General features: G+C 73.2%; 10 protein-coding genes. 5 read left to right on the top strand and 5 right to left on the bottom strand.

The window, feature by feature from the left end:
* Window positions 1–345 precede the first annotated feature (345 nt).
* Entirely contained in the window at window positions 346–1,023 is a 678-nt protein-coding gene (locus ACIBPB_RS11605) for a hypothetical protein (RefSeq protein ID WP_396839467.1), read from the bottom strand.
* 69 nt (window positions 1,024–1,092) lie between these two features.
* Here ACIBPB_RS11605 and ACIBPB_RS11600 point away from each other — a divergent pair, with 69 nt between their 5' ends.
* Genes ACIBPB_RS11600 through ACIBPB_RS11590 form a run of 3 tightly spaced genes read left to right on the top strand, consistent with a single transcriptional unit; the run spans window position 1,093 to window position 5,571 of the window.
* Complete coding sequence (locus ACIBPB_RS11600; protein WP_396839466.1) at window positions 1,093–3,711, top strand: valine--tRNA ligase; 2,619 nt, start codon at window positions 1,093–1,095, stop codon at window positions 3,709–3,711.
* A 58-nt stretch (window positions 3,712–3,769) separates the two neighbouring features.
* Window positions 3,770–5,104 (top strand): bifunctional folylpolyglutamate synthase/dihydrofolate synthase, encoded by a 1,335-nt coding sequence (locus ACIBPB_RS11595; RefSeq protein ID WP_396839465.1) that lies wholly within the window; start codon window positions 3,770–3,772, stop codon window positions 5,102–5,104.
* A complete protein-coding gene (locus ACIBPB_RS11590; protein ID WP_396839464.1) occupies window positions 5,101–5,571 on the top strand; it encodes a DUF4233 domain-containing protein in 471 nt (156 codons plus the stop codon). The genes ACIBPB_RS11595 and ACIBPB_RS11590 overlap by 4 nt, the downstream gene beginning before the upstream one ends.
* A gap of 24 nt (window positions 5,572–5,595) precedes the next feature.
* Here the strand turns inward: ACIBPB_RS11590 and ACIBPB_RS11585 are convergent, their stop codons facing one another.
* Window positions 5,596–6,912, bottom strand: coding sequence for a VOC family protein (locus tag ACIBPB_RS11585; protein ID WP_396839463.1), 1,317 nt, complete (start codon window positions 6,910–6,912; stop codon window positions 5,596–5,598).
* Between the two features lie 144 nt (window positions 6,913–7,056).
* Here ACIBPB_RS11585 and ndk point away from each other — a divergent pair, with 144 nt between their 5' ends.
* Entirely contained in the window at window positions 7,057–7,482 is a 426-nt protein-coding gene (gene ndk / locus ACIBPB_RS11580; protein ID WP_357322753.1) for a nucleoside-diphosphate kinase, read from the top strand.
* Between the two features lie 54 nt (window positions 7,483–7,536).
* Here ndk and ACIBPB_RS11575 read toward each other — a convergent pair whose 3' ends face one another.
* Both ACIBPB_RS11575 and ACIBPB_RS11570 read right to left on the bottom strand, forming a co-directional pair.
* Window positions 7,537–8,421 (bottom strand): RNA polymerase sigma-70 factor, encoded by an 885-nt coding sequence (locus tag ACIBPB_RS11575; protein ID WP_396839461.1) that lies wholly within the window; start codon window positions 8,419–8,421, stop codon window positions 7,537–7,539.
* The gene (locus ACIBPB_RS11570) at window positions 8,418–8,858 is read right to left on the bottom strand and encodes a carboxymuconolactone decarboxylase family protein (RefSeq protein ID WP_396839460.1); all 441 of its coding nucleotides are present in this window, start codon (window positions 8,856–8,858) and stop codon (window positions 8,418–8,420) included. The genes ACIBPB_RS11575 and ACIBPB_RS11570 overlap by 4 nt, the downstream gene beginning before the upstream one ends.
* A gap of 192 nt (window positions 8,859–9,050) precedes the next feature.
* Between ACIBPB_RS11570 and ACIBPB_RS11565 the strand changes: the two genes are divergently transcribed.
* Complete coding sequence (locus tag ACIBPB_RS11565) at window positions 9,051–10,601, top strand: alkaline phosphatase D family protein (RefSeq protein WP_396839459.1); 1,551 nt, start codon at window positions 9,051–9,053, stop codon at window positions 10,599–10,601.
* A gap of 84 nt (window positions 10,602–10,685) precedes the next feature.
* On the opposite strand, the gene ACIBPB_RS11560 is transcribed toward ACIBPB_RS11565, so the two are convergent.
* Complete coding sequence (locus ACIBPB_RS11560) at window positions 10,686–11,471, bottom strand: ABC transporter permease (RefSeq protein ID WP_396839458.1); 786 nt, start codon at window positions 11,469–11,471, stop codon at window positions 10,686–10,688.
* Window positions 11,472–11,477: the final 6 nt, after the last annotated feature.

Raw genomic sequence — 11,477 nt, 5'->3', positions numbered from 1 at the left:
GGAACACACGATCACCGCTGCTGACCCCCTACCCGACGACCTCCACGCCGCTCTCGACGCGATCCACGGCACGCACTAATTGGCCCAAGTCGGGTGTGGGAGAGTAGGACACCGCCGGACAATCTTTCAGTCGAGGGCCACCCCCAACGGGGTGGCCCTCACTGCATTTCCCCACCCCGGACAGATGCGGTGGCGGACGGACCCAGAGCCGGCGGGCGAACGCCGTCGGGTCAGGGCGGGCAGAAACGCGCGGACGCTGGACCGGTGGGCGAAACGCCGTCGGGTCAGGACCGGCAGTGACGCGCGGACGGACCTAGAGCCGGCGGGCGGGAATGCGCCGCCGGGTCAGCGGTGCTCGATGGCTTCGCGCATGCGGCGGAACAGGGCGGCCGAGTCGTTGACGGACCGGTTCGGGAAGATCGCCATCACCACGCTGCCGTGATCGGCCCAGCCGCACACCGCGAAGTCGCCACCGTCGCCGTTGGTGGTACCGCACTTCATCACCCCGCCCAGCCGGCCGGCGTCCACCTCGCGCAGGCCGGTGACCTTGCCGGTCTCGTCCGCCATCAGCCCGAAGAGGCTGTCCAGGTCCCGTTCCGGCTGCCAGAGCAGGGTGGCGCCACCGAAGATCAGCACCGAACGTTTCGCGTCGGCCGGGTCCGCGTACACGGTGCCGAAGCTGCGGTCCAGCTCGATGTCGGCGGCGAAGCCGTCACGCAGGTAGTCCGCGGTGCTCCGGGCCCGGTCGCTGTCGTCCCGGTGCAGCCCGGCCACCTCCGCCGGCGTGCTGAGCCGCGGATCCTTCTGCTGGAGCACCCGCCAACCACCCACGCCGAGCGCCCCCAGCCCGGCCAGCCCGACGACCAGGACGGCGGCGAGGGCGATCCGGCGCCGGCGCGAGCGGCGGCCCGGCTCGGGCTCGTTTGCTGGGTCGCGGCGGCTCAGCTGGATCGGTTCGTCGGTCAGCTCGACGGGATCGGGACCGTCGTCGACCGGCCGCTCGGTCAGGTGCGCGTCGGACATGTCCGCCACCGTACGCGAACAGGAGGTGGCTCACGTCAGGTCTCCGAAAGCGCTCCGTAGACTTTCAGGGTGACCGAGAGACTGGATGCCCGACGCCCCGACGCCCCGACCCTTGCCGGCCAGTACCAGCCCGGCGAGGTAGAGCAGCGACGGTACGAGCAGTGGGTAGCCGCCGGGCACTTCCGGGCGTCGGCGGAGAGCGACAAGCCCCCCTTCACCATCGTCATCCCGCCGCCGAACGTGACCGGTTCGCTGCACATGGGCCACGCGTTCGAGCACACCCTGATGGACGCGCTGAGCCGGCGCAAGCGGATGCAGGGCTACGAGGCGCTCTGGCTGCCCGGCATGGACCACGCCGGCATCGCCACCCAGAACCTGGTCGAGCGGCAACTCGCCGGTGAGGGCCTGTCCCGCCACGACCTGGGCCGGGAGAAGTTCGTCGAGCGGGTCTGGCAGTGGAAGGCCGAGTCCGGCGGCGCGATCCTCGGCCAGATGCGGCGCCTCGGTGACGCGGTCGACTGGGACCGGGAGCGCTTCACCATGGACGAGGGCCTCTCCCGGGCCGTCCAGACCATGTTCAAGAAGCTCTTCGACGACGGCCTGATCTACCGGGCCAACCGGATCATCAACTGGTGCCCGCGCTGCCTCACGGCGCTCTCCGACATCGAGGTGGAGCACACCGACGACGAGGGCGAGCTGATCTCGATCCGCTACAGCGACGAGGTCGTGGTGGCCACCACCCGGGCCGAGACGATGCTCGGCGACACGGCGGTCGCGGTGCACCCGGACGACGAGCGCTACCGGCACCTCATCGGCACCCAGGTGGAGTTGCCGCTCACCGACCGGCGGATCCCGATCGTGGCCGACGAGCACGTCGACCCGAGCTTCGGCACCGGCATGGTCAAGGTGACCCCGGCGCACGACCCGAACGACTTCGAGATCGGCCAGCGGCACGACCTGCCGGCGCTGACGATCATGGACGAGCGGGGCATCATCACCGCGCCCGGCCCGTTCCAGGGCCTGGACCGGTACGAGGCCCGCCCGGCGATCGTCGCCGCGCTGCGCGAGCAGGGCCTGATCGTCGCCGAGAAGCGCCCGTACCTGCACGCGGTCGGGCACTGCTCGCGGTGCAAGACCACGGTCGAGCCGCGGCTGTCGTTGCAGTGGTTCGTCAACACCGCCCCGCTGGCCAAGGCCGCCGGCGACGCGGTGCGCGACGGGCGGGTGGCGATCGAGCCGGCCGAACTGGCCAAGCGCTACTTCGCCTGGGTCGACAACATGCACGACTGGTGCATCTCCCGGCAGCTCTGGTGGGGCCACCGCATCCCGGTCTGGTACGGCCCGGACGGCGAGATCGTCTGCGTCGGCCCTGACGAGCAGCCGCCCACCGGCGAGGGCTGGCGGCAGGACGAGGACGTCCTGGACACCTGGTTCTCCAGCGGGCTGTGGCCGTTCTCCACCCTCGGCTGGCCGGAGCGCACCCCGGACCTGGCCAAGTTCTACCCGACCAGCGTGCTGGTCACCGGCTACGACATCCTCTTCTTCTGGGTCGCCCGGATGATGATGTTCGGCCTCTACGCGATGGACGGCGTGCAGCCGTTCGACGTGGTGGCCCTGCACGGCATGGTCCGCGACGAGCACGGCAAGAAGATGTCGAAGTCCTTCGGCAACGTGGTCGACCCGCTGGACTGGATCGACCGGTTCGGCGCCGACGCCACCCGGTTCACCCTGGCCCGGGGCGCCAACCCCGGCCAGGACGTGCCGGTCAGCGAGGAGTGGTGCCAGGGCTCCCGGAACTTCTGCAACAAGCTCTGGAACGCCACCCGGTTCGCGCTGCTCAACGGCGCGCACACCGACGGGCCGCTGCCGGCCGCGACCGAGCTGTCGACCGTCGACCGGTGGATCCTGTCCCGGCTGGCGCATGTCACCGCCGAGGTGGACGAGCAGTTCGAGGCGTACGAGTTCGCCAAGGTCTGCGACCTGCTCTACCACTTCGCCTGGGACGACGTCTGCGACTGGTACGTGGAGCTGAGCAAGCCGGTGCTCGCCGAGGGCGGGCCGGCCGCCGACGCCACCCGCCGGGTGCTCGGGCACGTGCTGGACCAGCTGCTGCGGCTGCTGCACCCGGTCATCCCGTTCGTCACCGACGAGCTGTGGACCGCGCTCACCGGCGGGGAGACGGTGATGACGGCCACCTGGCCGGCCGCCGACCGTACCCGGATCGACGACGCCGCGGAGAGCGAGGTCGGCACCCTGCAGCGGGTGGTGACCGAGATCCGGCGGTTCCGCTCCGACCAGGGGCTGCGCCCGACGCAGCGGGTGTCGGCCCGGCTGGACGGCCTGGCCGGCGCCGGCATCGCCGCGCACGAGCCGCTGATCCGCTCGCTGGTCCGCCTCGACGCACCCGGCGACGACTTCCAGGCCAGCGCCACCCTCGCCATGCCCGGCGAGGTCAGCGTGGCGTTGGACACCCGGGGGTCGATCGACGTGGCCGCCGAGCGGGCCCGGCTCACCAAGGACCGGGCGGCCGCCGAGAAGGAGGCCGCGCAGGCGCGGGCGAAGCTGGACAACCCGGCGTTCGTCGGCAAGGCCCCCGAGCCGGTGGTCGCCAAGATCCGCGAACGGCTGGCGGTGGCCGAGGCGGACCTGATCCGGATCGACGCCGCGCTGGCGGCGCTGCCCTCGTGAGCGCGAGGAGAGAGCCGCTGTTGCGAGCCCCGCAGTCGCGAACGAAAGGTGGCTCCGCGTGACCGACCGCACCGCATTCGCCGAGGTGGAGGCCGCGCTCAACGCGCGCGGCTTCACCCGGATCCGCTTCGAGCTGGAGAAGATCGAGAGCCTGCTCGACCTGCTCGGCAGCCCGCAGCGGGCGTACCCGTCGATCCACCTCACCGGCACCAACGGCAAGACCTCGACGGCCCGAATGATCGACTCGCTGTTGCGGGCGTTCGGGCTGCACACCGGCCGGTACACCAGCCCGCACCTGGAGACCGTGCGCGAGCGGATCAGCCTGGACGGCGAGCCGGTCAGCGAGGACCGCTTCGTCGCCACGTACCGCGAGATCGCGCCGCTGGCCGAGCTGGTCGACCAGCGGTTCGACGAGCCGCTGACCTACTTCGACCTGACCACCGCGCTGGCGTTCGCCACGTTCGCCGACGCGCCGGTCGACGTCGCCGTGGTGGAGGTCGGGCTCGGCGGCGCCGAGGACGCCACCAACGTGATCCAGGCCGGCGTCGCGGTGATCACCCCGATCGGGCTGGACCACACCGAGTGGCTCGGCGACACGATCGAGGACATCGCGCTGCACAAGGCGGGCATCATCCACCCCGGTGCCACCGTGATCGCCGCGGCCCAGGAGGAGGAGGCGGCCCGCCCGATCCTGGAACGCTGCGCCGAGGTCAACGCCACCGTGGCCCGGGAGGGCGCCGAGTTCGGCGTGCTGCGCCGGGCGGTCGCGGTCGGCGGCCAGGTGCTGACCATCCAGGGCCTGGGCGGGGTGTACGAGGAGATCTTCATCCCGCTGCACGGCGCACACCAGGCGCAGAACGCGGCCGTGGCGCTGGCCGCCGTGGAGGCGTTCCTCGGCGCGGGGGCCCGCCGGCAGTTGGACATCGAGGCGGTCCGGGAGGGCTTCGCCGCGACCAGTTCGCCGGGGCGGCTGGAGAAGGTGCGTACCGCGCCGACGATCCTGCTCGACGGCGCGCACAACCCGCACGGGATGGCCGCCACGGTGACCGCGCTCCAGGAGGAGTTCGCGTTCAGCAAGCTGGTCGGGGTGCTCGCCGTGCTCGGCGACAAGGACGCGGCCAGCCTGCTGGAGCTGCTGGAGCCGGTGCTCGACTCGGTCGTGGTCACCCGCAACAGCTCGCCCCGGGCGATGGCCGTCGAGGAGTTGGCCGAGCTGGCCCGGGAGATCTTCGGGCCGGAGCGGGTGGAGGTCACCGAGGAGTTGCCGGACGCGATCGAGGCCGCGGTCGCCGAGGCCGAGTCCGAGGTGCCGGGCGAGTTGGCCGGGGTGGGCGTGCTGATCACCGGATCGGTGGTGACCGTGGCCGACGCCCGCCGGCTGCTCAAGCGATGACCGGCCCGGCGGAGGACCGGCCGGTGACCGACGGCAACCCGCCGCCGGCCCCGACCGGTGACCGCGAGGCAGCGGCCGGTGGGACGAAGGACGGGGCCGAGGCGGGCGTCCCGGCCGGGCCGGGGGAGCGGCGGTCCGGGCTGCGCAACCCGGTCAAGGCCGTCCGCGGGCTCGGGGCCGGCACGCTCGCGCTGGAGGCGCTGGTGCTGGTGCTCGCCATCCAGCCGATCCGGGTCGTCGGCGGCGACCTGGGCGGCCCGGCCATCGCGGCGATCGTCACCCTGGCGGTGGCCTGCGTGCTGCTCGCCGGTCAGATGAAGCGGCGGTGGGCCTGGCACGCCGGCACGGTCCTGCAGGGCCTGCTGATGCTCGCCGGGCTGCTGCACTGGTCGCTGCTCGTGCTGGGCGTGATGTTCGCCCTGGTGTGGGCGTACGCGCTGCACGTGCGGCGGGTCATCCTCGGCTGAGCGGCCCGCGACGCCGTCCGCGGGTCAGGCGTCGGTGAGGCTGCGCCACTGGGTCAGCGCCACCCCGTGCCCGTCCGGGTCCTTGAAGGCGGCCGCCCACACCTCCAGCCGGCTGCCCCGGTTGACCACCCGGGGGGCGTACGTGAACCGGACCCCGGACCCGCGCAGCCGCTCGTACGCGGCCTGGATGTCGGCGACCTCCAGGTTGACGTGGACCAGCCGGCGACTGATCGGGGCGGCCCCGGTCACCTGGCGCAGCACGAGCCGGGTCGGCCCGGAGACCAGGACGGCGTTGCCGGCGCCCCGGTCGAGCTCGTCGAAGCCCAGCTCCCGGTAGAAGTCGAGGGACCGGTCCAGGTCGGTGACGAGCAGGGTGATCCCGACCCCGCTGATCGGGTTGTCCGCCTCGGCGGGCGGGTCGGCGGGCGGGTCGGCCGCCGGCCCGAAGATGGCCTCGTCCAGTTCCTCGGCGGTGGGGCCGGCCTCCGGTCCCGGCTCGTCCAGCGGTAGGTCGATCGGGTCGAAGCCCTCCTCGGCGGGTGGGCGCGGCGCGGGGGTGGCCCGGCGGGGCAGCGGCCCGCCGGCTGCCATCGGCCCGCCGGCCATTGGCCCGCCGGCCATCGGCCCGCCGGCAAACGACCCGCCGGGAGATGGCTCCACGACCTCGCCCTCGACGACCTTGGGTCCACCGGGACGCTGGTGCACCACCACCGGCTCGCGCTCCTCGCTGCGCAGCACGTCGTCCAGCGGCGGATCCGACGCGTCCCGGAAGTCGTCGCGGAAGTCGTCCCGGAAGTCGTCCTCCGGGTGCCGGCCGGCCCACGGCGGGGCCTCCTGCCCGATCAGCACCTCCTCCACCGGCTCCGGCCCGCCGTACTCGGGCGGCAGGTCGGCGAGGGTGGCGGCACTCTCCGTGTGGGTGGGCACCTCGTCCCAGAGGACCCGGACGTGGCGCTGGTCGTCCAGGGCGACCCGGATCGGCAGGGCCTGGCCGAGCGACGGCCACTTGGCGACCGGCACCCGCGGCTCGATGATCTTCTTCGACCGGGGCGGCAGTCCGGGGGCGTCGATGACCAGTTGCAGTTCGCAGCGGCCGAACGCGTACTGGGTGGGCGGTTCGGAGGCGCTGTGCACGTGCCCCAGCCCGACCACCCAGGTGCGCCCGCCGCCGCGCACCGTGGCCAGGGCGATCGCCAGGACCAGCAGCGCGACGCCGAGCGCGACAATCGCCCAGCTCGTCATGCCCAGCCCGAACAGCGTGATGAAGGTCGCCACGGTGCCCAGCACCACGCCGATCAGTTTCCGTACCGGCGCGATGGTTCGGTTCCCGCCATTCGCCACAGTGGACCTCCCAGGGGTTCCAGGGCCAGGCTAGGCCGGGGCGGCGACCAAGGGAAAGAGCAGCCGCCGTCCCGGCGCCGGGACCGGGTCGCTAGGCTGACCGTACCCAGCCGAAGCCGCATCCGCGCACAGGAGGAACCCAGCGTGTCCAGCAGCAGCCCCGAGGAGCGCAGCCTCGTCCTCATCAAGCCCGACGCGGTCCGCCGCGGTCTGGTGGGCGAGATCCTCGCCCGGTTCGAGCGCAAGGGGCTGCGGATCGACGCGATGGTCTCCCGGACCATGGACGGCGACTTCGCCGACCAGCACTACGCCGAGCACGTGGACAAGCCGTTCTACCCGCCGCTGAAGGCGTTCATGACCGGCGGCCCGCTGGTTGCCCTGGTGCTCTCCGGCGATCAGGTGATCGACGTGGTCCGCGCGATGATCGGCAGCACCGACGGGCGCAAGGCCGCCGCCGGCACCATCCGCGGCGACTTCTCGCTGTCCAACCGGGAGAACCTGGTGCACGCCTCCGACTCGGTGGACAGCGCCAAGCGGGAGATCGCGCTCTGGTTCCCCGAGCTGGGCTGACCTCACCGTCGACGGCCCCGGCCCGCACTGCGGGACCGGGGCCGTCGCGCGTGGTCAGTCCGCGACCAGGGTCAGCTTGTCCGGGTTGCCGATCAGGTAGAGGCCGGTGATCCGGCCGCCGTCGGCGGCCACGGCGAGGGTGTAGCGGGTCCCGTCCGGCCAGCGCAGCAGCAGCCCCGGGGCGCCGTTCAGCTCCACCGGCGCCGCCCCGACGTGCGGCTGGCGGCGGCCGTAGATGCCGGCGAAGAAGCGGGCGATCCGGTCCGACCCGTACACCGGGTTGAGCGCGGCCCGGACCCGACCGCCGCCGTCGCTCCACGCGGTGGCGTCGGCCGCGACCAGATCGGTCAGCCGGGCCAGGTCGCCGTCGCGGGCCGCCGCGAGGAACGCGTCGAGCAGCCTCCGCTGCTCCGCCGGGCCCGCCGTGAAGCGTCGCCGCTCGTCGTGGATCCGGGCCACCGCCCGGTGGTGTAGTTGCCGGCAGTGCGCCTCCGACCGGTCCAGCAGGTCGGCGATCTCGGTGTACGGCAGCGCGAACGCGGTGTGCAGCACGTACACCGCGCGTTCCGGTGGGGTGAGCCGTTCCATCAGGTGCAGCAGCGCGGTGGAGAGCGTCTCGCGCTGCTCCACGGTGTCCAGCGGCCCGAACGGCGACGGGTCGGTGGGCACCGGCTCCGGCAGCCACGGCCCGACGTACGTCTCCCGGGCGGCCTGCCGTGCGCGCAGCCGGTCCAGCGCCAGCCGGGTCACCACCCGGGACAGGTACCGGCGCGGTTCGGCGACCGCCGCCCGGTCCACGTCCAGCCAGCGCAGGTAGGCCTCCTGGAGCACGTCCTCGGCGTCGTGCAGGCTGCCCAGCATCCGGTAGGCGAGCCCGAGCAGCATCGGCCGGTGCGCGGTGAGCGCACCGGCCGCCTGCGCTGCCCCGGATCGGGTCACACCTCGAGGGGCGGCTGGGTCTGGCTGGTCACGGAGATCCGGTTCCACACGTTGATTGTGGCGATCGCGACGACCAGGTCGGCGAGTTCCTTCTCCGACCACACCTTCGCCGCGGCGTCCCACACGTCGTCCGGCACGCCGTGGTCGCCGAGGCGGGTGACCGCGTCGGTCAGTGCCAGGGCGGTGCGCTCCCGCTCGTCGAAGAACGGCGCCTCCCGCCAGGCCGCCACCGCGAAGAGCCGGCGGGTGTCCTCGCCGGCCGCGAGCGCGTCCCGGCTGTGCATGTCCACGCAGAACGAGCAGCCGTTGAGCATCGACGCGCGCAGCTTCACCAGCTCCAGCACGGTGTGGTCCACGTTCGCCTGGACGTACTTCTCCAGCCCGAGCACGGCCCGGTACGCCTCCGGCACCGCCGCCGCCATGTTGATCCGACTCATCTCGGCCTCCTTCGGTTCGGCTTTCCGCCCGTACGACGGGTGGCGGGGGTGCCGGCGTGACAGGGCGGTCCTGTGACGGTGGTCATGTCGACGAGTGGTCAGCCCTGGTTCTCCCGCCGGCCATCCGGACCGCCGGTCCGGCTCACCTCGCCCCGGTAGACCCACGGGTACCGATTCCGACGGAGGGGACCGATGACTTCTCTCGACCGACGTACCCTGTTGCGCGCCGGCCTGCTGACCGGCGCCGGGCTGGCCGGCGGTGGCCTGCTCGGCGGCGCCCGGGCCGGTGCGGCGCCGGCCTTCCACCCGGCCGGCCGCCCGGTGCTCACCCACGGCGTGCAGAGCGGGGAGGTGACCGCCGACTCGGCGCTGGTGTGGACCCGCGCCGACCGCCCCGGGCGGATGCTCGTGGAGGTGAGCCGCCGGCCGGACCTGCGTGGCGCCCGGCTCGTGCGAGGGCCGGTGGTGGACCCGTCGACCGACGGCACCGGCCGGCTGCGGCTGCGCGGATTGCCCGCCGGGGAGCGGCTGCACTACCGGGTGAGCGTGGAGAGCCTCGACCGGCACGGGGTGTGCGGCGAGCCGCTGGTCGGCTCGTTCCGGACCGCGCCCGGCCGGCAGGAGCGCCGCGACGTGCGGTTCGTCTGGACCGGCGACATCGTCGGCCAGGGTTGGGGGATCAGCCCGGACTTCGACGGCATGGCGATCTTCCGGTCGATGCGGGCGTGCCGCCCGGACTTCTTCCTGTGCAGCGGGGACACCGTCTACGCCGACGGACCGCTCGTCGAGAGCGTCCCGCTGCCCGACGGGCGGATCTGGCGCAACCTGGTCACCCCGGCGAAGAGCAAGGTCGCCGAGACGCTCGCCGAGTACCGCGGGCAGTTCGCGTACAACCTGCTCGACGACCACCTGCGGGCGTTCGCCGCCGAGGTGCCGCAGGTCAACCAGTGGGACGACCACGAGGTGTTGAACAACTGGTACCCGGGGGAGATCCTCGCCGACGACCGGTACACCGAGAAGCGGGTGGACGTGCTCGCCGCCCGGGCCCGGCAGGCGTTCCACGAGTGGCTGCCGGCGCCCGCCGAGGGCCCGCTCTACCGCCGCCTGTCGTACGGGCCGCTGCTGGACGTCTTCGTGCTCGACATGCGGACGTACAAGGACCCGAACGACGGCAACACCTACGCCGACCCGGCGCGCGGACTGCTCGGCCGGGAGCAGCGGGAGTGGCTGATCCGGGAACTGACCCGGTCCCGGGCGACCTGGAAGGTGATCGCCAACGACCTGCCGCTCGGCCTCGTCGTGCCGGACGGACCCGGGGCGCAGGAGGGCGTGGCGCAGGGCGACCCGGGCGCACCGGCCGGCCGCGAGGTGGAGTTCGCCGAGGTGCTGCGGGCCGTGCACCGGGCCGGGGTGACCGGCGTCGTCTTCCTCACCGCCGACGTGCACTACACCGCCGCCCACCACTACGACCCGGCGCGGGCGGCGTTCGGGGACTTCACCCCGTTCTGGGAGTTCGTCTCCGGGCCGGCGCACGCCGGCGCGTTCGGCCCGAACGCCCTGGACGGCACCTTCGGCCCGCAGGCGGTCTTCGTGCACGCCCCGCCGCGGGCGAACACCTCACCCGCCGAGGGCTTCCAGCACTTCGGCGAGGTCGCCATCGACGGCGCGACCGGTGACCTCACGGTGCACCTGCGCGACCGCGACGGCGCCTCCCTCTGGACCACCACCCTCCCCGCCCCCTGACCCCCCGGCCCCCGGGCCGCCACTGGTTGATCATGACGTGGATCACCAACCTCATGATCAACCGGACGGGCCCGGGGGCGGGGCTCAGAGGGTGTCCAGGGAGGCGCGGCGGCGGGACTCGGCCTCGAAGACCTTGAGGAGGACGGCGGCGAGGACCGCGTAACCGAGGCCGACGGCGGCCTCGGCGGCCAGGGCCGGGACGGCCGCCCGGAACGGCTCGCCGGCGGCCAGGTGCCGGGCGGCCCGGGCGGCGTGGGTGATCGGCAGCGCGTCACCCACCACGCGCATCCAGCCGGGCAGCCCGGCGGCGGGCACGTTCACGCCGGTGAGCAGGAGCAGCAGCGCCACCGACACGTTCGAGACCACCCAGACGTCCCGGAACCGCAGACCCAGCGCGCCCAGGGTGAGCCCGAAGAACCCGCAGGCCAGCGCCGCCAGTGCGAGGGCCAGCAGGAGCCCCGGCAGGGCCCGCACCGGCACCCGTAACCCGAGCAGCAGCGCACCCACCGTCAGCGTGCTGGCCGCGATGAGCAGCCCGTTGCCGGCGTACGGGAGGACCCGACCGAGGAAGACGGCGGTGCGGCTGCGCGGGGAGAGCAGCACGTGCCCCAGGGTGCCGAAGCGCCGCTCGTTGGCCACCGCCATGGTGCCGCCGAAGACGCAGGAGAGCGAGGCGGCGAGCACCGCGTTGCCGACGATGTAGAACCGGTCGTCGGCGACGCCCAACTGCCGGCCCAGGTAGGCGAAGAAGAGCAGTTGGAAGATCGGACCGACCAGCAGCGAGCCGATGAACATCGCCGGGGTGGTCCAGTTGAACAGGGCCCGGTAGGCGATCACGCCGCCGGTGCCGATCAGCCGGAAGAGTGCCATCGTCGT

It is taken from the genome of Micromonospora sp. NPDC049836 (genome assembly GCF_044465125.1).
Lineage (GTDB): Bacteria > Actinomycetota > Actinomycetes > Mycobacteriales > Micromonosporaceae > Micromonospora.
The sequence above is the reverse complement of the archived record's forward strand: the minus strand, read 5'-3'. Positions and strand labels throughout refer to the sequence as shown.

What these genes read in the sequence shown, in the direction of transcription:
- ACIBPB_RS11560 (WP_396839458.1), bottom strand. Translation starts at nt 11,471, where the DNA reads ATGGCACTCTTCCGGCTGATCGGCACCGGCGGCGTGATCGCCTACCGG.
- ACIBPB_RS11590 (WP_396839464.1), top strand. Translation starts at nt 5,101, where the DNA reads ATGACCGGCCCGGCGGAGGACCGGCCGGTGACCGACGGCAACCCGCCG.
- ACIBPB_RS11565 (WP_396839459.1), top strand. Translation starts at nt 9,051, where the DNA reads ATGACTTCTCTCGACCGACGTACCCTGTTGCGCGCCGGCCTGCTGACC.
- ACIBPB_RS11605 (WP_396839467.1), bottom strand. Translation starts at nt 1,023, where the DNA reads ATGTCCGACGCGCACCTGACCGAGCGGCCGGTCGACGACGGTCCCGAT.
- ACIBPB_RS11570 (WP_396839460.1), bottom strand. Translation starts at nt 8,858, where the DNA reads ATGAGTCGGATCAACATGGCGGCGGCGGTGCCGGAGGCGTACCGGGCC.